Annotated in this window: 22 protein-coding genes and 3 pseudogenes; 13 read left to right on the top strand and 12 right to left on the bottom strand. The window is 60.8% G+C overall.

The window, feature by feature from the left end:
• Nucleotides 1-178 precede the first annotated feature (178 nt).
• The 6 genes from GCU53_RS24835 to GCU53_RS24810 all read left to right on the top strand — a co-directional run bounded on the left by GCU53_RS24835 (nt 179) and on the right by GCU53_RS24810 (nt 3,605).
• Nucleotides 179-460, top strand: a complete 282-nt coding sequence (locus GCU53_RS24835; protein WP_152390218.1) for a hypothetical protein — start codon at nt 179-181, stop codon at nt 458-460.
• A gap of 166 nt (nt 461-626) precedes the next feature.
• Entirely contained in the window at nt 627-824 is a 198-nt protein-coding gene (locus tag GCU53_RS24830) for a helix-turn-helix domain-containing protein (RefSeq protein ID WP_152390217.1), read from the top strand.
• Between the two features lie 60 nt (nt 825-884).
• Complete coding sequence (locus GCU53_RS24825) at nt 885-1,088, top strand: hypothetical protein (protein WP_152390216.1); 204 nt, start codon at nt 885-887, stop codon at nt 1,086-1,088.
• A gap of 276 nt (nt 1,089-1,364) precedes the next feature.
• On the top strand, nt 1,365-2,588 hold the full coding sequence (locus tag GCU53_RS24820) for a tyrosine-type recombinase/integrase (protein WP_152390215.1): 1,224 nt from the start codon (nt 1,365-1,367) through the stop codon (nt 2,586-2,588).
• Between the two features lie 156 nt (nt 2,589-2,744).
• Complete coding sequence (locus tag GCU53_RS24815) at nt 2,745-3,098, top strand: hypothetical protein (protein ID WP_152390214.1); 354 nt, start codon at nt 2,745-2,747, stop codon at nt 3,096-3,098.
• A 63-nt stretch (nt 3,099-3,161) separates the two neighbouring features.
• Nucleotides 3,162-3,605 (top strand): hypothetical protein, encoded by a 444-nt coding sequence (locus GCU53_RS24810; RefSeq protein ID WP_152390213.1) that lies wholly within the window; start codon nt 3,162-3,164, stop codon nt 3,603-3,605.
• 144 nt (nt 3,606-3,749) lie between these two features.
• Here the strand turns inward: GCU53_RS24810 and GCU53_RS24805 are convergent, their stop codons facing one another.
• Nucleotides 3,750-4,112 carry a stability/partitioning determinant gene (locus GCU53_RS24805; protein ID WP_152390212.1) on the bottom strand — a complete coding sequence of 121 codons (363 nt, stop codon included), beginning with the start codon at nt 4,110-4,112 and terminating at the stop codon, nt 3,750-3,752.
• Entirely contained in the window at nt 4,112-4,816 is a 705-nt protein-coding gene (locus GCU53_RS24800) for a ParA family protein (protein ID WP_152390211.1), read from the bottom strand. Before GCU53_RS24800 ends, GCU53_RS24805 begins: the two co-directional genes overlap by 1 nt.
• A 466-nt stretch (nt 4,817-5,282) precedes the next feature.
• Here GCU53_RS24800 and GCU53_RS24795 point away from each other — a divergent pair.
• Both GCU53_RS24795 and GCU53_RS24790 read left to right on the top strand, forming a co-directional pair.
• A pseudogene (locus tag GCU53_RS24795) lies at nt 5,283-6,197 on the top strand (transposase).
• 467 nt (nt 6,198-6,664) lie between these two features.
• A complete protein-coding gene (locus GCU53_RS24790) occupies nt 6,665-7,399 on the top strand; it encodes a DNA-binding protein (protein WP_152390210.1) in 735 nt (244 codons plus the stop codon).
• Nucleotides 7,400-7,749: 350 nt separating this feature from the next.
• Here GCU53_RS24790 and GCU53_RS24785 read toward each other — a convergent pair whose 3' ends face one another.
• Nucleotides 7,750-8,622 carry a LysR family transcriptional regulator gene (locus GCU53_RS24785; RefSeq protein ID WP_152390209.1) on the bottom strand — a complete coding sequence of 291 codons (873 nt, stop codon included), beginning with the start codon at nt 8,620-8,622 and terminating at the stop codon, nt 7,750-7,752.
• A 129-nt stretch (nt 8,623-8,751) separates the two neighbouring features.
• Between GCU53_RS24785 and GCU53_RS24780 the strand changes: the two genes are divergently transcribed.
• Entirely contained in the window at nt 8,752-9,978 is a 1,227-nt protein-coding gene (locus GCU53_RS24780) for a YbfB/YjiJ family MFS transporter (RefSeq protein ID WP_152390208.1), read from the top strand.
• Between the two features lie 335 nt (nt 9,979-10,313).
• Here the strand turns inward: GCU53_RS24780 and GCU53_RS24775 are convergent, their stop codons facing one another.
• Together GCU53_RS24775 and GCU53_RS24770 are read right to left on the bottom strand one after the other, a co-directional pair.
• Entirely contained in the window at nt 10,314-10,586 is a 273-nt protein-coding gene (locus GCU53_RS24775) for an HU family DNA-binding protein (protein ID WP_152390207.1), read from the bottom strand.
• Nucleotides 10,587-10,713: 127 nt separating this feature from the next.
• Nucleotides 10,714-11,181, bottom strand: coding sequence for a hypothetical protein (locus tag GCU53_RS24770; RefSeq protein ID WP_152390206.1), 468 nt, complete (start codon nt 11,179-11,181; stop codon nt 10,714-10,716).
• A gap of 206 nt (nt 11,182-11,387) precedes the next feature.
• Between GCU53_RS24770 and GCU53_RS24765 the strand changes: the two genes are divergently transcribed.
• Nucleotides 11,388-11,783: a hypothetical protein gene (locus tag GCU53_RS24765; RefSeq protein WP_152390205.1), complete on the top strand. Its 396-nt coding sequence runs from the start codon at nt 11,388-11,390 to the stop codon at nt 11,781-11,783.
• A 161-nt stretch (nt 11,784-11,944) separates the two neighbouring features.
• On the opposite strand, the gene GCU53_RS24760 is transcribed toward GCU53_RS24765, so the two are convergent.
• The 3 genes from GCU53_RS24760 to GCU53_RS24750 form a co-directional block, all read right to left on the bottom strand.
• Nucleotides 11,945-12,808 carry a glycosyltransferase family protein gene (locus GCU53_RS24760; protein WP_152390204.1) on the bottom strand — a complete coding sequence of 288 codons (864 nt, stop codon included), beginning with the start codon at nt 12,806-12,808 and terminating at the stop codon, nt 11,945-11,947.
• Between the two features lie 385 nt (nt 12,809-13,193).
• Nucleotides 13,194-14,903 (bottom strand): MAC/perforin domain-containing protein, encoded by a 1,710-nt coding sequence (locus GCU53_RS24755; protein ID WP_152390203.1) that lies wholly within the window; start codon nt 14,901-14,903, stop codon nt 13,194-13,196.
• A 1,154-nt stretch (nt 14,904-16,057) separates the two neighbouring features.
• A protein-coding gene (locus GCU53_RS24750; RefSeq protein ID WP_244307261.1) for an IS6 family transposase occupies nt 16,058-16,761 on the bottom strand; the annotation gives its coding sequence in 2 pieces (ribosomal slippage) (nt 16,058-16,720 and nt 16,723-16,761; 702 coding nt in all).
• 215 nt (nt 16,762-16,976) lie between these two features.
• Here GCU53_RS24750 and GCU53_RS24745 point away from each other — a divergent pair.
• Together GCU53_RS24745 and GCU53_RS24740 are read left to right on the top strand one after the other, a co-directional pair.
• The gene (locus GCU53_RS24745; RefSeq protein WP_152390201.1) at nt 16,977-17,987 is read left to right on the top strand and encodes an AraC family transcriptional regulator; all 1,011 of its coding nucleotides are present in this window, start codon (nt 16,977-16,979) and stop codon (nt 17,985-17,987) included.
• A 125-nt stretch (nt 17,988-18,112) separates the two neighbouring features.
• Nucleotides 18,113-18,223, top strand: a pseudogene (locus GCU53_RS24740) (transposase); the annotation flags it as partial.
• On the opposite strand, the gene GCU53_RS25620 reads toward GCU53_RS24740, so the two are convergent.
• The 4 genes from GCU53_RS25620 to GCU53_RS24725 all read right to left on the bottom strand — a co-directional run bounded on the left by GCU53_RS25620 (nt 18,204) and on the right by GCU53_RS24725 (nt 19,754).
• Complete coding sequence (locus tag GCU53_RS25620) at nt 18,204-18,416, bottom strand: hypothetical protein (protein WP_167520119.1); 213 nt, start codon at nt 18,414-18,416, stop codon at nt 18,204-18,206. The pseudogene GCU53_RS24740 and the gene GCU53_RS25620 overlap by 20 nt on opposite strands.
• Before the next feature lie 82 nt (nt 18,417-18,498).
• Nucleotides 18,499-18,921 (bottom strand): type II toxin-antitoxin system VapC family toxin, encoded by a 423-nt coding sequence (locus GCU53_RS24735; protein ID WP_152390200.1) that lies wholly within the window; start codon nt 18,919-18,921, stop codon nt 18,499-18,501.
• Nucleotides 18,921-19,172 (bottom strand): type II toxin-antitoxin system Phd/YefM family antitoxin, encoded by a 252-nt coding sequence (locus GCU53_RS24730; RefSeq protein ID WP_152390199.1) that lies wholly within the window; start codon nt 19,170-19,172, stop codon nt 18,921-18,923. The genes GCU53_RS24735 and GCU53_RS24730 overlap by 1 nt, the downstream gene beginning before the upstream one ends.
• A 141-nt stretch (nt 19,173-19,313) precedes the next feature.
• Nucleotides 19,314-19,754 carry a hypothetical protein gene (locus tag GCU53_RS24725; protein WP_152390198.1) on the bottom strand — a complete coding sequence of 147 codons (441 nt, stop codon included), beginning with the start codon at nt 19,752-19,754 and terminating at the stop codon, nt 19,314-19,316.
• Nucleotides 19,755-19,966: 212 nt separating this feature from the next.
• On the opposite strand from GCU53_RS24725, the pseudogene GCU53_RS24720 reads away from it, so the two are divergent.
• Nucleotides 19,967-20,962, top strand: a pseudogene (locus GCU53_RS24720) (IS4 family transposase); the annotation flags it as partial.
• Nucleotides 20,963-21,038 lie beyond the last annotated feature (76 nt).

Here is a 21,038-nt window from a genome sequence, read left to right as displayed (position 1 = left end):
ATCAAGGTTGAGGGATTTAGGAATTGAAAAGCATGAGGTCGACACTAAAACTTGGTGGACTAGGCCCGTTTGCTGGTCAGTTGCATTTGGCTATGGATTTTGCGTGATCGCCAGCAATATCTAAAACATCTATAAAAAGATACTTGGTGGCAGTTTAAAAAAAAACGAAACTAAATCTTTGAAGCGTATGAATCAAGAAGCAAAAATGCAGTCAATAAAATTGAAAATCCAAAAAATGCTCAAAGAGCAACAAGCAAACACCATGTACTTTGCTATTGCGGCGTTGGGTTTGGTGTCACTTGCAGATGCATTTATGCTTGAGCTTGGAGAGGCTTTGGTGAGGATCACTATGATCATAGTGTTCCTTACTGGAATAGTTATCTGGGTGGTATTTGAAAAGAGCCTCCCTTTTTTCGTTTGCATGGTTGGTAGTGTCTTGCTTTACGCATTGAATGCTTGATCAAAAGCAACTTGGTAAATTCATAGATAGCTATCTTGATAGAGACAGGGTGATTGGAGGCGATCTTTTATTGAATAATAGCTTTGGGGGCTGAGCAGGCAAAAAAACTTGGGTTTTTCCTTAGGCCACCGAAACTGAAACTCGCACGGACAGCGAGGATTTCAAAGTGTCTCACCTTATTATTGATAGTTGCGCCAGCTCGGGTTTCGCCAATCGACTGAAGGCCTGCCTTTATGGAGCTGGTTACACTCGGCAGGATATTTCGATGGGTACAGGTATTTCCGAGCAAGTGCTCTCCGGCTATGTCAATGGCTCGACTCAGCCCACCCTCCCCGATATCGAAAAGATTGCCCGCTTTATCTAGGTCAATCCGGCCTGGCTGGCCTTCCGGATCGGTGAAAAGAAACTTCCGAGCGAGGCCGAGTTGATTACCCCTTATTTGAACGATGCCGGCCTGGGCGCTGAACAGTTGGAAGAGAAATATTGCCAGGCCGGAAAAAGCGAGCATCCGCTATTCAACAAGACGACCTGGGCGTTCTCGATCGGCGAGGACGACACGGTTCTCGACTACTGGGCCTGGGTGGCGTTTCGCATCGGCCGAGCCCTCGGCAAGCGCTCGCCCCATTGACCGAAGAGGCCGGCGGGAGAACGGGGGCTTCCTCCTGACTGGGTGCTTTTCTCGCGCCAGCGGGCCGGTCCCGATCGAGGATTTCCAGCGTGGGGGAAACTGTGGGACTGCCCTGCAGGCAGCGGGTAGAATCCCCAATTACTACAGCCTATAGGTGATTTGTACGAGGATAAACGATCTGCGTACAGTGCGGCTGGATCTGCGCCAGCCACCAATAGATTCCCCCTGCGAATCCCTTCCAGCGATGCCATCGCTCACCCACCCGGTTGAACCCATATGAGCAAACTGACACCGAAGCTCGTCAAGGAAACCACCGCCCCCGGCACCTACCAGGATGGCCGGGGCCTATTCCTGAAGGTCACCGCCGGCGGGACGAAAAGCTGGGTGTTCCGCTACAGCTTCCAGAGTGACCGCCGCGATATGGGGCTGGGCTCCTTCCCGGCGGTCTCGCTGCGCGATGCCCGACTGGCCGCGGATAAAGCGCGCCTGGAATTGGCCCAAGGCATCGACCCGCTCGGCAAGCGTCACCAGTTGCAGCACGAGGCGCGGGCGAAGCGGCGCAAGGGCACGACCTTCAAGACCGAGGCCGAGCTGTTCCTGCGCACCCACGCCCCGTCCTGGAGCCCACGCCATGCGGTGCAATGGCGCAACAGCCTGAGCACCCACGTCTACCCCCGGATCGGCGAGCTGCCGGTGGCGCAGGTCGACACCGACCTGGTGCTCGATGTGCTGGCGCCGATCTGGTCGACGACGCCGGTCACCGCCACCCGGGTGCGCAACCGCATCGAGCTGATCCTCGATGCCGCCAAGGCCCGCCAGCTGCGCACGGGAGAGAACCCGGCGCGCTGGCGTGGCCACCTCGACAAGCTCCTGCCGCGCCACAAGCGCAGCACCCTGCCCTTCCCCGCCCTGCCGGCCGAGCAGGTACCGGCGCTGCTGCACCGGCTCGATCGGATGCCGAGCCCGGCCGCCCGTGCCTGTGAACTGCTGATCCTCACGGCCACCCGTAACGGCGAGGTGTGCGGCGCCCGCTGGGAGGAGTTCGATCTGGACGCCCGGATCTGGACCATCCCCGCCCACCGGATGAAGGCCAAACGCGCTCACCGGGTTCCGCTCACCGAGGCCATGCTCGAGGTCCTGGAACAGGTGCGGGGCAATCACCGGGATTTTGTTTTCCTCAATTCGCGGCGCACCGGCCCTCTCCCGGGCAACGCCTTGCGCCGCGTACTCGATGCCGCCGGGGCCGAGAATTGCGTGCCCCACGGCTTCCGCTCGACCTTCCGGACCTGGGCCGCCGAGCAGACCAACCATCCGCGCGAGGTCTGCGAGATGGCGCTGGCGCACACCCTGGAGAGCAAGGTGGAGGCGGCCTACAACCGCGGCGATCTGCTCGACAAGCGCCGGGCGTTGATGGAGGAGTGGTCCGCCTTCCTGGGCACCTTCGAGCGCGAGGTGGTGTTCAAGGCGCTGTCGGTATCGGAGCCCGCCGGCGGCGAGTGAGGACAATCTTTCCCGCTGGCAGCAGGCTCCACTGCCCGAGCGCCACCGGCCTGCCCGCCCATCGCGCCCGGGCCGCCGCGCCCGATTTGGGTTCTCCCGTGACCATGGCAACGTGAAGGCCTGCAGCAAGTAGCTGCCAGTCACGAGAGCGAAACCATGTACCTGATCAGCGAATCCGGCCGGAACGATAAGGCCCCCTACGATCCCGCCCTGCTGGCCTTCATTCACAAGGGCGACGAAATTCGCAACCCCTACCTCTCGCCCTGTGGCCGCTACGAAGTGGACCCCGTGGTCGCCTACGGCTTCGAGGAGGTCTGGACCGGCGGCGACTGCAGGGCGCTGGACCTGACCTTGCCGGATGGGTGCGTGCTGCGCCTCACCAACGAGGATGGCCTCTGCATTCCCGATCCGGACGAATGGGAAAGCGCAATCATCGGCCGCCTGAGCAACGATCACGACGAAATCGCCTGGTGCGTACTGGGGGAAGTCCCGTTGGCGACCGACCAGTGACGGGCACTCCACCGCCCGGCCATCCCGTCAGCAGAAGCCCGTTCAACTCCGAGGAAACCCGTCATGCAGTTCAAGCGCGCCGAGCGCCACGAGGCGATCACCTACACCTCCCGCAAGGAAGCCGCCTTCAATCGCAAGCTGGCCCGCGAGCAGCAGGCCATGCCGCTGTTCGCCGACCAGATCGCCCAGGAGCAGCACTCGTGGGACGAAGAAAAGCGGCTCAGGGACGAGCGAAACCGGCGCAGTGTGCAGAGGATGCGTGACCTGTATGCACGGCAGTGGCGCAAGGTTCGCAAGGATTACTACGCGCTGCCGCCCACGCTTCAGGCGCAATGCAAGGCCCAATGGCACGCCTTCTGGGGCTCGAAAACCCCCGGCAACCTGGCCTACTTCGTCGACCAGCTGAATGGTGCCTTGGCGGCCAGAATTGCCGCCGGAGAGGCTCAAACCCAACGGATACGCCAGAAGATCCTGGCTCAGGCACAAGTCCAAACCTCTTTCGAGTGATCGCCCCCTCCGGGCTGGCGCTCGCCGGCCCTGCCAACCCGCCATGGCCAAATCCCCGAGTAGCAGCGACAGATAGTGACGCTTGAGGCCTGGGTGCCTAGACCAGCCGGTTGACATCCTCCCCTCCCTCTCGCTTGACGCCCCCTACCGGCTATCCTGCTGCTCCAGGGCATCAAGCGCCTGCTCCAGGAGATCGCCCAGCACGCGGATATTTCGCTCTTCGGCCATTCGGTAGAAGCGCGCATGGCATTCAAGGGGGACCTTGATGTTGAGCTGCGCCTTCGGCCCCGACGAATTGAATCGACGGCGCTTGCCGGGCTTAACCGCTTCCGGCTCTGGGGTCTGCGGCTGGCGCGACGGGAAGTTGTTATCCTTGGCTATCTTCTGGATATCTTCATCTAGCGCTCTCGCCTGGCGCACCTCACTAGGTGCCTTCGGCTTGAACGTCGTTAGATTGGCGAACGGGTCGTCGCGGTCGGCGTCCCCATCACGTTCATGCCCAGCCATCACGATGCCACCTCACTGCTCTTGACCTTGTCGGACAGTCTCTCGATCACCTCAGCAGCGAACGCCTCGGCGTTTGCGATGGCCTTTTCGATGCCAGGCACCTGAGCGGAGTCCAGCGCCTCCAGCGGGCGCTTGAAGAAGAATATCGAGCGGAAGGCTTCGCGCTCGGTCATCTCAGTGGCGAAAAGCGGTATGCCGCGCTCCTTCAAGCTCCTCCTCAGTGCTGCTGTGTTGCGCGTCTCATACGCGGGTGGGGTGCAGGTCAATAAAACGGAGTATGGCAGCGTGTAGCCCGGGACGTGTCGCCGCACCGCCATCTCTTGGTCGTGAACCAGCGCGACCGCCCTGCCCGCCTGCTGTGCGTCCAGCCAGGATCCGCGCATGGGGATGACGACGAAATCTGCCTCTTGCAACGCATGAATCACGATCTTCGCCGCGGTCCCTTCCAGATCCACAATCACGAACGGGTCGATGGCAGCAGCTTCACGGATCCTGCCGGAGATGTTGTCCTCCGTGACACCCGAAATGACGCGAAGGTTTTCCGGGCAGTGGCCGCCTTCCGCCCACTTCTGAATAGGGTAGTTCGGGTCCGCGTCGATCACCGTCACGGCGGCGCCCTTCTTCGCCAGCTGCGTCGCGAGCGCCAGCGCCGAGGTGGTCTTACCCACACCGCCCTTGGGGCTCACAAAGATCGTCGTAGGCATTCATATCTCCTGATAGTTATTGCTACTCAAAGCAGTCTAAAGATAGATAAGAGTTCCTATAAATATCAATGAATATAAAAAGTTATCTTTTTCTATCAAAAGAAATCTTGAGCTACTTTAGCGTAGCCAGGTTATCAGGTGATACTGGGAAAGTGGCAGGCCCGGACTCCGGGGATGGCGCCAGCAGGTCATGGGGCCAATGGCGCGAGCAACGCCTCGCCCGTTCACTCCACGAGCCAATCCGAGCAACATTATCTGTAAAGATATCTTTTGGTATCTTTTGGTATCTTTTGATTGCTACTGATAGCTATTAGTAGCTCTTGATGGCTCATGGTAGTTCTTGGTAGCTCTTGATAGCAGCCCTTTCAAGGTCTTTGCGTAAACTCTCCCGATAATCGATCAGGCGAGCAAGGCGATGTGGGATGCAGTTCTGGCGCGGTTCGAGAGGCAGGCCCCGGCCAGCGTCATGGCACCTCTGGCGCTGGAGCGGGCAATGCCAGCCGCCTGGGTTGACGAAGTGTTCGAGGCCCACCGGCAACGCCAGTATCCACGCGAGCTGCTGTTTTCCACCGTCGTCGGGCTGATGTCGCTGGTTTCCCTGGGACTGCGCCCTTCGCTGCACGCCGCCGCACGCCAGATAGACAACCTGCCCGTATGCCGGGGCATTCGCTGGTGGTCTACGACCCCGACCTCGACCTGGTGACCGATCTGGCGGTCTGCGAGGACGCCTACGAGAGCGAGCGCACTGGCGTCCTGCCGCTATTGGACAGTGCCCGGCCGGGGCAACTGTGGATGGCCGACCGGCATTTCTGCACGCGCGCGATTCTCCAGTCGCTCCAGCAGGCCCGGGCCGATTTCATCGTGCGCCAGCACGCCAAGCATCCCCCCCTCGTTCGGCAAGGCACCTGGCAGGACGCCGAGAGGACGGCAACGGGGCGAACGCGCGAGCAGGCCATCGCGGTGGACGAAGGGCTGCAGCCTGGGCCATCCCCGGGCGGCGCTGCTGGGGTTTGCCGTGGCGGTGCTGGCCTACAACCTCCTGGCGGTGCTCAAGCGCAGCGTGGAACAGGCTCATCGCGAACAGCTTCCCGAGGGCTGGGAGGCTTCCCCCTACCACCTGGCGGTCCAGGTCAGAAGCCGTTACGAGGGGATGCTCATCGCGCTGCCGGTGGAGCACTGGTCCGCCTGGGCCGACGATTCGGCCAACACACTGGCACAGCGCCTGTTGGAATTGGCACGACATATCAAGCCCAGCCAGGTGGCCACCAGCAAGCGCGGCCCCAAGGTGGATAAGCCCAAGGCCTGGGTCGATGCCGCGACGGCTCGCGCCCATGTCTCCAGCGACCGCCTAATCAAGGCCTCAAAAAGCAAAAGGCCTTGAAATGGATAGCTCTTGATAGCTCTTTACAGGTACTCATATCTACCAATAGATATCAATAGATACCATTGGCAGCCAGGGGAGAGCTGTTGGCCTGACCCGCCCCAGAAGTGTCTCTGACGACTGGCCAGTGACAGGCATCCGCCACCCGGCCATCCCGTCAGCAGAAGCCCGTTCGACTTCTCGGAATCCCAATCCCGTCATGCAGTTCAAACGCACCGCACGCTACGAGGCCGATCACCGACACCTCTGCGGGTGCTGGAACGGTACGCCTCTATGGGCTCGAGCTCTGGTGAGAAGCAGGCCGGACTGAGCGCAGCCGTCCGTGACGAGCCTGCCAAGCGCCGCCGGCAGATCGAGGGTCAGGTGCCGGTGTAGGGCCTGCCGATTTCCGTCTTTAATTTGTTTATTTGTTTGTTTTGTTATTCGCTATGCTGCGTTCAACCTCAGCCGATTGAAGATCGATCGCCATGCGCCCCGCCGAATACACCCTCGAAGAGATCGTCCAGGCCGGCGAAGCCCTGCAGGCCGCCGGCCGCAACGTCACCGGCTTCGCCCTGCGGCAGAAGGTAGGCGGCGGCAACCCCAACCGGCTGAAACAGGTCTGGGATGATCACCTGGCCCGCTTGTCCGTCACCGAGGCGGCGCCGGTGGCCGAACTGCCGGTGGAAGTGGCCGAGGAACTGGCGACCGTCACCCGAGCGCTGACCGAGCGCCTGGCGGCCCTGGCGGTCGAGCTGAACGACAAGGCGGTGAAGGCGGCCGAACGGCGCGTGGGAGAGGTGGTCCGGGCTGCCGGCGAGCAGTGCGAGCAGGCCGAGCGGGAGCTGGCCGATGCGGCCCTGACCGTCGAGGACCTGGAGCACCAGCTGGACGGCGTAAAGGGCGAGTTGGCGGCGACCCAGGAGCACCTGACGGAGGGGTTTGCGCAATGCCAGAGCCAGGCCGTCGAGCTGGCCCAGCTCCGGGAGCGTCTGAACGCCGCCGAACAGGCGGCCCGAATGGCCCGCGAGCAGCACACCGCCGAGCTGAAGCAGCTGCGGGACGAACTGGCGAAGGCTCAGGCCAGGGGCGAGGAGGCGGCCCGGATGCGTGGCGAACTGGACACCCTCAGAGTGCAGAACGACGCCCTGCTGGCGGCATTGAAACCCTCCAAATCCTCCGGCAAAACATCCCGATCAGGTGGAGCGCCGACGAGTACGTGAGAAGGAAAATGGTTCGGCAGGTGGCTCCAAGGGGAGCCGGACGCTGGGCGATGGTCAAAGCCCCTCCACCCGGGCCCAGGATCTCTTGGGTGGGAATGCCGTGTTTGGATGCACTCTGCCCGTCCGGGATTACATAGAGGGCGACAATACGATCGGAGCAGAGCCTTCCAGCCCAAGGAGATCCGGGGCGAACTCGAGCGCACCACGATAATTCCCGGCCGGCTACCGGACTTGAGACAACCCAGCGGTCGTTCACCTCAAAGGATCACCACTCCTCCTGTCTATCCTGATAAACCCAGCCGATATTTTCTGCCTCGATCCGGTATAGCTGGCAGCCGGGTGACGAAGGCTCAGCCGGATACTGCAGCGAATGCTTTGGCGATGATGTCGATGACCGCACGGACCCTGGCGGTATGGCGCACGTCCTTGTGGGTCACCAGCCAGATGTCGTAGGGCGGGCATGCGCGTGCGGGCCACAGACGCACCAGACCGTCGGCCTCGCCGAACGATAGCGGGACCTCGCCGATGCCCAGACCGTTGATCAGTGCGCGGCGCACCAGCAGGCCGGAAGTGCAGGTCATGGCGATGCGGCCATGGGTGATCGGTTCGGACCCCAGCATCACCTCCTTGCCGCTGTCCAGATACGGTTGATAGAGCACCAGGTCATGCCCGGCGAACGCCGTGCCGGGCTCGGGCACACCGTGGGCCTGCACGTAGGCCGCCGAGGCGAAGATGGCGCTGCTCCAGCGCGCGACGCGGCGCACGATCAGATCGGGGTTCTCCGGCTTGAGGGTGCGCACCGCGATGTCCGCCTCGCGCTTGCTCAGGTTGAGCATTTGGGTCGAGGCCTGCAGTTGCACCTCGATGCCGGGCTGCGCCTGGTGCAGGCGGGCGATCGCCGGGATGACGACATCGATGGCGAACGAGTCGGTGGTGGTGACCCGCACCACGCCGCTCATGCGGTCGTCCATGCCGAGGATCTGCCGCTGCAGCTCGGCGGCCGAGGACTCCATGTTCAGCGCTGCGGCCATCGCCACTTCGCCAGCGGCCGTCAGGCTGTAGCCGCGGGAGGTGCGCAGGAACAGGGTAGCGCCCAAAGCGTGCTCCAGAGAGGCCAGGCGGCGCCCGACGGTGGCCTGGTCGACGCCCAGCGCCCGGGCCGCGCCCCGCAAGGTCTGCTCGCGGCACAGGGCGAGAAAGATCCGCGTATCGTCCCAGTTCATGTCGATCTCCCTATGATGCAAATCTGCATCTGTACGAATGAAAATTGCTGCATTATTTCATTGCTCGGTGCTTCTATGATTCCCCCCATCGCCACTGACTGCGCTTCTCGACAGACGCAAGGGGTCATCATGAATGCCGAATGCTCCAGCCTCACGGCCAACCGCACCTCCCCATGGCTGCCGATCTGGGCCGGCCTGTGCGCCAGCCTGGTCGGCATCGGCCTCGCCCGCTTCGCCTACACACCGCTGGTGTCCGCGCTGATCGACGCGCACTGGTTCTCCCCATCGGCAGTGGTCTACCTGGGGGCGGCCAATCTCGCCGGCTACCTCATCGGAGCATTGGGAGGACGGCCGCTCGCCGCCCGCTGGTCGAGCACCGGGGTGCTGCGCGCCATGATGGTACTGGTGAGCCTGTCGTTCTTCGCCTGCGCCGTACCGCTGTCCATGGCCTGGTTTTTCGGCTGGCGGCTGCTGTCCGGCATCGCCGGCGGAGTGATCATGGTGCTCGCGACAAGCGCCATCCTGCCGCATGTCGCGCCGAACCGTCGCGGCCTGGCCAGCGGCGCGATCTTCCTCGGCGTCGGCCTGGGCATCGCCGGCTCGGGCAGCCTGGTGCCGTTCCTGCTCTCCTTCGGTCTGTTGCAGGCCTGGCTGGGCCTGGGCGGGGTAGCGTTGCTGCTGACTGCCACCAGTTGGTTCGGCTGGCCTCTGGAAAAGGCGCGTACGCCGGCCACCTCGAGCGCAGCCGACGTGCGCAGCTCGATGGGCCTCTACGTGCTGTTCGCCCAGTACGCCCTGATGGCCGCCGGCCTGGTGGCGCCGATGATGTTCCTGGTCGATTACGTCAGCCGCGGCCTCGGTGCCGGCAGCCACAGCGGCGCGCTGATCTGGACGCTGTACGGGGTGGGCGCCATCGTCGGGCCGGTGGTGTACGGTTTCCTGGCCGACCGCCTGGGCGCGCGCTCGGCAATCCGCCTGGTGCTGCTGACCCAGGCCGGCGCTCTCGCGGTACTGGTGACGGTCGCCGACCTGCGCCTGCTGGCCGTCGCGGCGCTGGTGATCGGTTCGTTTCCGCCCGGCATAGTGCCGCTGGCGCTGGCCCGCGTACACCAGCTGGTTGCCGACCACCACCAGCAGAACGCTACCTGGAGCCGTGCCACCGTGTCCTTCGCGAGCTTCCAGGCCCTGGCCGGCTACGCCTATTCGGCGCTGTTCTCCGCCAGCCACGGCCATTACGCGCTGCTGTTCTCCGTCGCCATGGGCGCCATTGGCCTGGCCCTTGCCTTGGATCTGCTGCTGGTGTTCAAGGAAATATTCCGCCCCTCCACTGGAGCCGACGTGGCACCGGAGGCATAGGAGGGCGTTCTGCCGCCGTTTTCCGGCCTCGCCCTTGTTTCCAAGTCAGTCCGGAGCCAATGGTGCACCGGTGCTCGCCCCCTACCGAATCGAGCCGAAAAATATCGGCTCGGTTTATTGGGCCACATGAATGCTTCAATACGCATTGGCTTCAATGCTTCATTACTTCAACGCGTGAGCGCTTCAACACTTCAATATCATGGGGTCGCAGCCAGAGTGGTAACCGACCTTTCTCGCCCGCCTGGCCCTTTCTGTTCAAGCCCGCCCTTCCCATCCAGGGATGGATGTCCCCGGTTGGGCGCCAGCACTCAATGCAGGGTTATGCCGGCAGGGAGTCAGTTCAGGGCGTCTTTCAGGCCCTTGCCTGGCTTGAAGCCCGGCAGCTTGGCGGCAGCGATCTGGATCGCGGCCCCGGTCTGCGGGTTGCGACCTTCGCGGGCGGCGCGCTCCTTCACCTCGAAGGTGCCGAAACCAACCAGGGCGACATTCTCGCCCTGCTGCAGGGCGCTGGTGATAGTCGCGGTAAAGGCATCCAGCACTGCGGTGGCGGTCGTTTTCGGGAGGTCCGCAGAGGCGGCAACGGCGGCGATCAGCTCAGCTTTGTTCATTGGTCAGTCCAGGTTGGAATTCGGCCCGCGAGTATAACCGGACAGGAGCGCGCCTTCTTGCAGACGTGCCAACGAGCAGCCCTCCCATCCAAGGAGATGAGCTGCCCCTGGATCGGCCGGCCAGCGCTCAATGCAGTCTCGCAGCAGCAATCCAGTGCTGGGTCGCGTAGGCGAGCCGCTGCTCTCGTGTTTTCGTGGCGAACTCGACCAAATCGAGCGGTGTAGCGCCTTTGTGCCCAAGGAAATCCAGGGCGAAACCGATGGCTCCATATCGGCTCTGGCGGGGGACCTGGCCGAAGACCACAGCACGGTCGCGCAACTCGAAGCTCCCCCACTGCCCCTCGGCATCCCGATAGGTCCAGCAGATATTTTCCGCCTCGACTCGGTAGGGGGCGAGCAGCTTGCAGACATAGCCTGCGAACGACAACGCACCATCGGCGACGCTGATCTCGGTGCCGAGGTCGACCAGCATCGCCACTGCTTTGCGCTGGCGCTTCCAGATGAAGGCATCGGCCGTTGGGTCCTTGAGCGATTCCAGCACCGGGCCGGCCAGCGAGTAGAGTTTCAGGTAGGTGTGGAGTTGATTGGGGTTCATCGGGTGACCTCCTGGTAGTGATGCTCCAAGGATGCCAACGGCCCGGAGAATCCCAACTCAGCGGCATTCGCCTATTCCCCGGAAGGAAGCTGGTGTACTAGCAGCTGCGCTTTCAGGCCAGAAAATCGCCGGAAAAGCCCCCAAGCGGAGGTGTCCGTCGCGTATTGATATTCCCACCTAGAAACGCAATCCAAAAGGGGATATGCATGGCGATTGTTGATGAACAGGTCCAGCCGCTGCGGGTGCTGAAACAGCACGAGTACCCAGTGTCGAGCCCAGGTGAGGAGCAGGCCGAGCTGACCGCGGCCGCCCGCGACGTGCTTGCCGAGCGACGCCGGCAGATCGAGGTCGAGGGATTTTCGCTGGAGCACGACAGCCAGTACGATCTGGGCGAGTTTCCGGCCGCTGCAGCCTGCTATGCGCTTTTCGCGCAGCGTCAGGTGCTCGGCCTTCGCAAGTGCGAGCCAGACCACGCCTGGCCTTGGAATCTGGGTTGCTGGAAACCGGGCGACGCCCGCAGTGCCCTCGTCAAGGCGGCCGCCCTGCTTCTGGCCGAAATCGAACGAATGGATAGCCAGAAGCAGAAAGCCACTCACGCTTGAAAGCTGGGCGGGCTGAGGCCAACCCGGATCAGTGCAGCGCGTGCCGCCGGCAACAGGGCGGCGCCAGCAACGCCGACACACTGGCCCCAAACAAGTTTTCTCTGTGAACCGCTACCAAGCCTAGCGATGAAATAGCCATTGCTATCCACATTGTCCTGCCCTCATGCGAGGAGGAAGGCCGCCCACTGCTCCGCGATGCGTGACCAGAGCAGGCGGTCTTCAGTTGAGTTTTCGTACGCAGCGTGAGCCATCCTGTCTCGCAGGCCTCTGTCTGAATATAGGCGCTCCAAAGCATTGGCGAGAGAAGTGGGCGAGATTACTGCTGCCTCCAGGAAGCATCCCATGGGCTCTCGCTTTCCGACGTCAAGCAGAAGTGCTGACCCAAACCAAAGCTCGCAACAGGCGCCATGTCCCGGGACGATCTGTGCTGCACCGGTTGCGGCGTGCTCGAACGACACAAGGCCCCAGCCTTCTCCACTGGCGGTGTTAACCCCTACGTCGCAGGCATTGTAGAGAAGGTTTAGATCCCGCACCCGCAGGTCGGGATGGTCGGTTACCGCAGGCGGCAACAGGAGGCGATCACCTATGCCATGTGTCTTCGCAATCGCCTCGACATCGCAGCCTAGGCCCTTTCTCTCCGTATGCAAGTGGAGCCAGACGTCATCTTTGCCAGCTGCAAACTGAGCAAAACCGGCGATAGTAAGATCCAAACGTTTACGGGGCTGGTTGCGGCTGGCGTTCAAAACGATGAACTGCCCACTCATGTCTTTCCCGTATAGGACGCGACGCGCCTGTACGCGCCTCAGGTCGGCCGCTTGGCCACTGATGGCATTGGGAGCTGGCACACCATCACATGTGGGATAGAAACTCTCCGTATCAGTGCCGTGCGGGATCACAGACAGGAGCGGTTGCTCGCCGCTCGGCATCAAATAATTAAGAGCCTCAATCAAGGTATTTTTGCCGAATTCTGTATAGGCGACGATGCCATCCACCTCACGTGCCCAATGAAGGGGAGTTGGATCCATGAACGGCGCATCGACAGGGCAGTAAACAACCGTCCTCGCACTTACTCCGGAAGACCGGATGGCTCCGAGATAAACAGGCACTATCCAAGGGTCTTGTAGAAGTAGGATTACGTCCGGCTGGACCTCGCTCACCAGGTCATGAAGCCCCTCAGCCCCGTGCACGTCGTGAGGATTCGGGTTCGGGTGGATCCGCCATGGAAGATCCGGGACCGAACCCGAATAGTTTGGGCCGAAATGATGGACCTCAAAATAAGCGGCCAGCCACGGCAAGAGGTTATGCAGCACCCGTGCGAACCCGGTGGGTATCATCGCATGACCGACCGCAAGCAGCTTTAAGCGATGCTTGCGGAGTGGCCTAGCCGTCTCGCACTTGCTTCTTCCTGGGTCAGCAGTTCCCATTCAACATCCATCGGCCATTAGGCATGCAGATTCGTGCCGTTCCGTCGAAGCACGTCTCTTCACCCGGAAGCCACCACTGCTTCCATCCCACATCCCAGTAACACATGTTGTTATTACCTACAGGCTGGATCTGTTCGGCAGTGATTGCATTATCGTTCGTGTCCGCGGTGGCCGTCGCAATAGTGTAATGGCCCTCGCCGCCATAGGGCGGAATCAGAGGGACGGACAGGTTGGTAAGAGTGTAGCCTCGGTAGTCAACCTGAACAGCGATATTGGTGGTAAACTTCTCGACGGCTTGGCCAGGCTGGGTTCCTTGTTGGCCAACAAGAAGATAATTCACTTGGAAGTCATCCCCGCAATGGATAGTTGCCAACTTCTTCCAGTTAAGCATAGCTGCCCCATAACCGGAAAGCCACGAAGCCATTTGAGCGTTCGGGAAATTCGTGGTAGCAAGAACGGAATACACTGTCAGCGCGACGATGTAAGGTTTGTCGGACAGGCCTTGAACTGACGCATGGAGATGATCCCATATCCGGTCGTTCTCTCGCCAATTGCCATTATAGGCAGCAGCATTCACGACCAACTGTAAGGTGTCGGGATCGAACACAGCAATTTGAGCCCCACCAGGCATGCGCATGTCGTCAGGATTGGTCTGAGGCGGAAGATTGCTTGGGACTGTCCGGTTTCGGATTTGTATAAGGCCGCTGTAAGAAGACGGATAATTGGAGCCTGTTCGCGAGAACTCCGCCTGAAGGTAAAGTCCCTGGTTCAGATAGACATTCAGAGCGTCGCTTACGGCCTGCTCCAATACACCAGAGAAGAGCTGGGAAAGATCGGATAAGCGAAATCCGATGATAGCAGGAGCGGCCGTGATTGACGCCACCCACTTCCGATACGCAGGTTCGAAGTTGTCTTTGAAGGTTGGGCTGGGGCTGACCGCTTGAAGAAGGCTGGTGTCACCACCCGAAGCAGACCAGGACGTGCGGCGGTTCTCAACCCACTGTTTCGAAAGCTTATCCCAACTGAGGCTCGACTTCGCGGAAGCATCCACGAAGAGGCTCTCGAACTCCAGGCTCAAATTCGCTTCAACCTGCATGCCGTCTGACGAGTAGTCAGTGTTTGCCGCTGTGAAATAGCTAAATTCTCCTCCCACCGTTACCTGATCGATGAAGTGGGTTCCCCATTTCCGGAAAACCCGGAAGAAAAGGTGCTGGTTGGTGGTGTTGAAGTTGGTCTGCACCAACATTGCTTGGACATCAGGATCCGAAGAGAAGTCGGGGCTGATGTTCGGGGAGGAAACCTCTTGCAGGAGAACGCTCCAGGTTTCGAACCGCCCTGATGCCAAACAGTACCAAAAGGTGCTCTCGCTAACAGCCTCGGCGCTGAATGCCGCACGGAACTCGCCGGAAAATCCGCGATAGGAGCCGCTGACGCCCGCTTTAGTCGCGAAGGAGCTCTGAAATTGTTGCTGCGTGCGCGTAACAACGACCTGGGCCGATTGAGTGTGGTCTCCGCTTCCCTCGGCAATCACGACATTGTTCGGCACAGTGTATTGCTGCTTGGAGAACGGGTCCGTGTAGGTTGAGCCATTTCCGCTGGGTGGAACCAGGATAGCCTTGGTCGCGGATGAGACGTCATAGGAGCCGAGAATGTTGAAACCGAACCCAAGAAGTCCGGCGCCCGGAAGGGTTTGCATAGTTTTTACCTATAATGAATTAAAACAAACTTTTGGCCCTGCATAATAACCGTCTGTAGGGCACATTTACCTTTAAAGCAACGCTACCAAGATAACAAGTGAAGTTGGGTGAGCTTCATAGGCTGGCCTCCTCGTAGTGTGATGCGCCAAGGATACCAGCGGCTGGGAGAATCCCAGCTACTCTGTGCTTCTGTCTGAAGCGCTGCCGAGTTGGAAGATTTCCTCCAAGATCCCCCGCTATCGGCTTGTTGTAGACCAACCGGAAAACTATTGCTTAGGGAAACTCTGAAAAAGCCCCTTCTTCCCCAAAGAGATACCCCTAGCGTGGTGAGTCTCAATTAAAAGCATAAGTCTGATCTATCGTGGTGCTGAATATTGCTCCGGCAATTCAATAGGACACTCATGCAGCAAAATATTTTCTTTTAAGATAACTTGCGAGTGCTTCGTGTTTGTCTTTTCGTGCTGCCGATTAATAATTCAGCTCGACGGCAAGCATAGCCATAAATACAGGACGTTCAGCCGTTCAGATTGTGTAACACCGCAGCAAAACTAAGAACAATAATTAATCAAACTTGAGATTCACCACACTAGTTCTATCTGTCCGTGTGACCGTGCCTTGGCAAAAGCGAGAGCGTTGTAGTTTTGGATCATCCAAGCGCTCGAGCGGGCCTGCCATGCGTAACCGTCAAATTGACGGTCGTCGCCAATCGCGATCACCTGCAGAATGAGAGGGCGCGGTCTGGCAACCCACCAAAGGAACGAGCTGCGTGATTTACGATTGAGGGAAATTTACTATCCTTAGTGTCTCTCCTTGGCAAAAGTACTCTTAGCATGTGTAGCTGCTGGCCGAGCCGGCTTCGGCTCAAAAGGAAAACGGCTGGAGGAGGGAATGGGGCGTTCTCGCGACTCGGTACAGTGGTACGACTATGAGATTCGTCGCTCCTAGCGGCGGTTAAGCTCGGAATCGGAAGGGCTCGTCATGCCGTTGTGCCAATGAGGCGCTCGATGTTCTCCTTTGCTCTCCTCGCATTGAATGTAGCAAGCCATATCGGATCGACCTTGATAATTCATGCGATTCGCGCCGGAAGATACCAAGGCCGGCTCTGTCCCAATAAGAACGACCGAGAGCCCAGAAGGGACATGGCGCTCTGGGTTTATCCTGCCAAAGAATAAAATTGCTGCGCGGGCGAGGGGCGAATGCTGCCCTCGAAGTGCATTTGTCCTTTGGCAATGGCGTGCATGATTTCAATCCCGGCCAGGATGAAGCGGACGCAGCGGAAGCGCTTGAAGCCGAGCATGGGCCGAACAGTCCGCTTGATCGCTCGAGAGGCCTGCTCGACGAGGTTGTTCAGGTACTTGGCCTGGCGTATCTGGATAGGTGTTTCGCGCTCAGTATTGATGGCCTGCAGCACGGCCCTGTTCGCCCCGCTTTTGTCGATCGTTATGGTCTCTGGCTCACCGTGGCGAGCGATTGCACGAGCCAAGAAGCGTCGAGCGGCTGCCTTGTCGCGCTTGGCGCGGAGCAGAACGTCTACAGTGTTGCCTGCTATATCGACGGCCCGGTACCAGTGCTTCCATGGCCCGCGGACCTTGATGTAGGTCTCGTCCATGCGCCAACTCGTGCCGACCGCCTGCTGACGTCGATAAAACGTCTTTTCCAGCGCGGGTAGCCGCTTGAGTGCCCAGCGATGCAGCGTCGAATGGTCGACCGACACGCCGCGCTCGGCCACCATGGCTTCGAGGTGCCGCGGGCTCAGGGGGTAGGCGACGTACCCGCGCACGCAGGTGAGCATGACCTCAAGCGGATATTGCAAACGTGCTTGAGCACGCGAGTTAGCGCTGGGTTGAGCAGGGGCATCGGCGTCTCGGCCTGTTCCGCCTCGAAAGCTCAGCTTACCAGACGGCGCTATTGCGACAGATCCTTGTTGGTGCACCCAAAACTCACGCAGGCCAGGACCGCACGGGCGGAAGGTTGCGGTTGGGCCGGAAGGGAGCAAGAGCGCCCCGGCGACTCACCTCTGACATTCGAATGAGCGATAATCCAGCCCAATCCATGTTCTAGGCTGAGCACCCATGCCAATCCGCTCTGTAACTGTTACCGATCCTGACCACGAACGCGAGCTTATTGAGGATGAGACGAAGCTGCTGTACTCGTGTCCGCAGGCAGGTCCCCGTATGCAGCCGCGTCCGCGCCGCGCTTTGCCGGCGGTACTCGACGACTGGCGTGTGGTTAAGGCAGTGCGCTTCATGGAGAAACCGCTTGACGGGTCGATGCGTCTCGAAGACGTCGCTACCAGCGCTAGCCTAAGTCCGCATCATTTCCAGCGCTATTTCAAGAAAATAATGGGAGAGTCCCCTTCAGCATACCGCCGCCGGGTCAAACTTGATCACGCCGCGTTGCACCTGTGGATCACCGATAGATCGGTGGTCGATATCGCGTTCATGGCGGGCTACGCGAGCCACGAAGCGTTCGTCAGAGGGTTCTATGCCCAGTTTGGTCGCGTACCGTCCGAGTACCGCCGGCATGCGCGACAGTCGGTGAGCGTGCCGACCGCCGAGGAGTTGGAACGCGTCGGGCAGATCCGGGTGCTCGAGTGGGGGGAGATACCGTTGCTTGCGATGCGCTTCTATGGCCCGTATGCCAATGTGGAGGCGCATTGGCAGCACTTCGCGGACTACCTGCGTAAGGAGAACATCACGCCCGAGCAGTTCCAGGCGGTCGGCATCGCGTACGACAGTCCGGAGATCGTGAACAATGACTTCATCCGCTATGACTGCGCGATCGTCACGCGCGATCACGACCGGCCTCGCTCAGCGTTGGCGCGCTTGTCGTTTAATCTAGGTACCTATGGAACGCTCGAGCATCACGCACCATACAACTGGATTTTTTCAACTTATCGGGTACTGAGTACCGCGTGGCTGCCAACGATGGCCGACGAACTCCGGATGGAGCTCACGTGCGCCTATGAGCTCTATCACGAGGCGCCGTGGCGCAATGCCGGCGGGATCCAGCGATTCGACCTGATGCTGCCCGTTGCGTGGCGCAAGGCGCCACCGCAACGGATGGCCACCACCGCGCCTTAAAAGTTCCACTGGGCGCCGGCCGTCAAACGATAGTCTTGTGTGTTGGAGTGGTACTGTCGCGTTATTGAGATACCGTCGGCGAATTCAGAATCCCCAGGAGCCAATCGTGCGAATCGGGAGGTGTGGGCTGCCCCTGGAGAGACCGGCCCAGCGCCTTCGGAAGCTGGAACTCGGTCTACAAGCGCTTCAACGCGTGGCCGTCGGCCGGCAAGTGGCTCAAGGTTTTCCAGGCGTTGGACGGGCAATCAGTGGCGTTGACTCATAATCACCGGCCAAGCCAGCAGCGAAGCCACGCCACCAGTACACCCAGTTATCCCATGTGCTTGGGGCAGGAAGACCATAATGCTCATGCGCCTGCGGAGCCTCGAAAACGGCCCTCGCGGCATAGTCGAAGGCATCGGCCAGGATGATCGAAAGCGGGCGGGTCATGCGGATTTCCTATCGTTTTGGAGCTGGGCTCTCGCCTCGACCAGAACCTGGACGAGCACCAGTCCACGCTCTACAACTACCATCACTGCTGGCTCCAAGGGTTGAGGATTGACACACCGGTCAGCTCAAAATCCGCCACATTCCGGGTCACGACCGTCATGCTGTGAACGAGCGCCGTCGCGGCAATAAGCGCATCGCGCTCACTCTTCTGATCCGGCACATGCAGCCTCGCGCACCGGAGAGCCACGGCGGTATCCACTGCCAGAATGCGTCCAGCAAACCCAGGAAGGACGTGCTGATCGAGCCACGCTCGCAGAAGCGCCCCTTGAGCTGCATCCTTTCGTTCACGCAGCAATACTCCGGTTTCCAACTCCATCACGGAGATAGCCGACAGGTACAACTCCCCGACCTGAACGCTTTGCGCCCAAGCGACAACACCGGTATCGGCCTTGCCCTGCTTGGCCTTGCGCAGCTCGGAGACAACATTGGTATCGAGCAAGAACATCAAGAAAAATCCACCGGCTTCGTCTTGATCGTGGCGCGCGGGGCTTCAAACTCCACATCCTCTCCCACGGGCATTGCCAGGACGTCGATGATGCTGGGTTGGCTGCCGGTCAGTCGCTGATATTCTTCGATGCACAGCAGAACGTGAGCCGGTTTCCCGCGATCTGTGATGAACACAGGCCCGGTCAGCGCGGCCTTCTTTGCCCGGCTGGTGTCGTGATTGAACTCCCGGCTAGAAATGGTCGTCGGCATAGTCTGCTCCTCTAACGTCAATGTAGGCATGTTTCTACATCATAGCAGCAGACCCGCATCTATAGCAGCGCTACCTTGAAGGCGAGGCGGATTTTCTCGCAACCGTTTTTCCTGCTGGGGATAAGCGCCAGCAGGCGTCTCTCAGGGCTGATCGGCCCGGCGCTCGCCTATCGGTAAGGCCTGCCCCCGCGCTGATACCACCTGCCAGCCACAGTCCTCCTCGTCCCCATCCGTGTCGCCTCCGACCATGGCGAACGAGCTGATCGACGTGTGCCGCTCGTGCGGGGAACCTCGATAGCACTCGCCATCCTGGTCCCAGCGGGCATAGACGTAGATTCCGTCGCTCGGGAAGCCCTCCAGGATGTGCGTGGCCCACGCCGGCGCGTCCTCGTAGTCGTGGGCGTGCAGCGGCGACTTCTCGGCCGGCGGCTTGGGCAGCGAGGCCTCGACCAGCGCACGGAACGCAAGGCGCGCGCTCTCCAACCCCTCCAGCGCAGCAGAGAGCCTGCTGGCCGGCGTGCGTTGTAAGCGCGCAGCAGCAGCGTTCAGGGTGTACCAAGCGGCGAGCATTTCCTCGGTCATCGGTCGAACTCCATCGCAGATCAATCCCCACACCCTACTACGGGCCAGCGAAATCCCTATCGTGCGCCCCGCAGTGGCCCGCTTGGGTTGCTGCGCCCCGGGCCTGAGTGATCCCCAGAAATTTTCCAGAAAAATCAAATGGGTATGGCTTGAAGAGGCCTGCATGGGCGGGCACGTTGGTTGTCGCCAAACTGACCGATGTCCCCATACCCATGCAGACCGTCCAATTCTTGCACGATGCCTTCGCCAAGGCACTCCTCACGATCCATGCCCGCCGTCTCGAAGCCCTGATGGCCGCGGTGGCCGCCCTGCTGCAAGGCCGCTGCCTGAGCCTGACCGCGCTGGGGCGCTTCCTGCCCGGCTCGGCCTATCCCAAGCATGCCATCAAGCGGGTCGACCGCCTGCTCGGCAACCGGCAGCTGCAGGCCGAGCGGGGGTTGTTCTACTGGGCCATGCTCCGCGCCCTGCTGGGGTCGCTCGAGCATCCGCCGATCCTGGTGGACTGGTCGCCGATCGATGCCGCCGGCAAGTTGTTCCTGCTGCGCGCCGCGATCCCGCTGGCCGGACGTTCGCTGCCGGTCTGTGAAGTCGTCCATCCGCGCGAGGGCTGCCCGCGTTGCCAGAAACGCCTGCTCGAGGCACTCGCCGCGATGCTGCCGGCCGGGTGCACGCCCATCCTGGTCACCGATGCCGGCTTCCGGCGGCCCTGGTTCCAGGCCATCGAAGCCATGGGCTGGCATTACGTCGGCCGTGTGCGCAATCGCGACTTGTGCCGATTTGGCGAGCAGCCCTGGCAGCCGGTGAAAAGCCTGTACGCCCTGGCCTCGGCGTCGCCGAAACGGCTCGGTTGCCTCGAGATGACGCGCTCGGCGCCCTGGTCCACCCAACTCTACGCGGTGAAGCATGCGCCGCGGGGGCGCAAGCACCGGCGCGTCACCGGAACCGTGGCCCGGGACAAGCGCAGCCGGCAAAACGCGCAGCGCGAAAGCGAGCCCTGGCTGCTGGCCAGCAACCTGCCCGAGGAGCAGTGGAATGCCGCGCAGGTCGTGGCGATCTACAAGCGGCGCATGCAGGTCGAGGAAGGCTTCCGCGACCTGAAGAGCCATCGGCTGGGGTTTGGCCTGGGGCTGCATCGAAGCCGCTGCCCGCGGCGCATCGAGATCCTGCTGCTGATTGCCGTGCTGGCCAGCTACGCACTGTGCCTGCTAGAGCATTTTTTGAAAACACGAATTCGACATACAGGGGTTGCTCTTCCTGGTCATTTCGGTCCTCCTCTCCCGCTCG

Origin of the sequence: Azotobacter salinestris, assembly GCF_009363155.1 — a bacterium.
In the GTDB taxonomy this organism is placed as follows: Bacteria; Pseudomonadota; Gammaproteobacteria; order Pseudomonadales; family Pseudomonadaceae; genus Azotobacter; species Azotobacter salinestris.
Note: the sequence above shows the minus strand (reverse complement) of the source record. Positions and strands in the feature narration are given on the sequence as shown.

What these genes read in the sequence shown, in the direction of transcription:
- GCU53_RS24820 (WP_152390215.1), top strand. Translation starts at nt 1,365, where the DNA reads ATGAGCAAACTGACACCGAAGCTCGTCAAGGAAACCACCGCCCCCGGC.
- GCU53_RS24815 (WP_152390214.1), top strand. Translation starts at nt 2,745, where the DNA reads ATGTACCTGATCAGCGAATCCGGCCGGAACGATAAGGCCCCCTACGAT.
- GCU53_RS24810 (WP_152390213.1), top strand. Translation starts at nt 3,162, where the DNA reads ATGCAGTTCAAGCGCGCCGAGCGCCACGAGGCGATCACCTACACCTCC.
- GCU53_RS24805 (WP_152390212.1), bottom strand. Translation starts at nt 4,112, where the DNA reads ATGGCTGGGCATGAACGTGATGGGGACGCCGACCGCGACGACCCGTTC.
- GCU53_RS24800 (WP_152390211.1), bottom strand. Translation starts at nt 4,816, where the DNA reads ATGCCTACGACGATCTTTGTGAGCCCCAAGGGCGGTGTGGGTAAGACC.
- GCU53_RS24790 (WP_152390210.1), top strand. Translation starts at nt 6,665, where the DNA reads ATGCGCCCCGCCGAATACACCCTCGAAGAGATCGTCCAGGCCGGCGAA.
- GCU53_RS24785 (WP_152390209.1), bottom strand. Translation starts at nt 8,622, where the DNA reads ATGAACTGGGACGATACGCGGATCTTTCTCGCCCTGTGCCGCGAGCAG.
- GCU53_RS24780 (WP_152390208.1), top strand. Translation starts at nt 8,752, where the DNA reads ATGAATGCCGAATGCTCCAGCCTCACGGCCAACCGCACCTCCCCATGG.
- GCU53_RS24775 (WP_152390207.1), bottom strand. Translation starts at nt 10,586, where the DNA reads ATGAACAAAGCTGAGCTGATCGCCGCCGTTGCCGCCTCTGCGGACCTC.
- GCU53_RS24770 (WP_152390206.1), bottom strand. Translation starts at nt 11,181, where the DNA reads ATGAACCCCAATCAACTCCACACCTACCTGAAACTCTACTCGCTGGCC.
- GCU53_RS24765 (WP_152390205.1), top strand. Translation starts at nt 11,388, where the DNA reads ATGGCGATTGTTGATGAACAGGTCCAGCCGCTGCGGGTGCTGAAACAG.
- GCU53_RS24760 (WP_152390204.1), bottom strand. Translation starts at nt 12,808, where the DNA reads ATGGATCCAACTCCCCTTCATTGGGCACGTGAGGTGGATGGCATCGTC.
- GCU53_RS24755 (WP_152390203.1), bottom strand. Translation starts at nt 14,903, where the DNA reads ATGCAAACCCTTCCGGGCGCCGGACTTCTTGGGTTCGGTTTCAACATT.
- GCU53_RS24745 (WP_152390201.1), top strand. Translation starts at nt 16,977, where the DNA reads ATGCCAATCCGCTCTGTAACTGTTACCGATCCTGACCACGAACGCGAG.
- GCU53_RS25620 (WP_167520119.1), bottom strand. Translation starts at nt 18,416, where the DNA reads ATGACCCGCCCGCTTTCGATCATCCTGGCCGATGCCTTCGACTATGCC.
- GCU53_RS24735 (WP_152390200.1), bottom strand. Translation starts at nt 18,921, where the DNA reads ATGTTCTTGCTCGATACCAATGTTGTCTCCGAGCTGCGCAAGGCCAAG.
- GCU53_RS24730 (WP_152390199.1), bottom strand. Translation starts at nt 19,172, where the DNA reads ATGCCGACGACCATTTCTAGCCGGGAGTTCAATCACGACACCAGCCGG.
- GCU53_RS24725 (WP_152390198.1), bottom strand. Translation starts at nt 19,754, where the DNA reads ATGACCGAGGAAATGCTCGCCGCTTGGTACACCCTGAACGCTGCTGCT.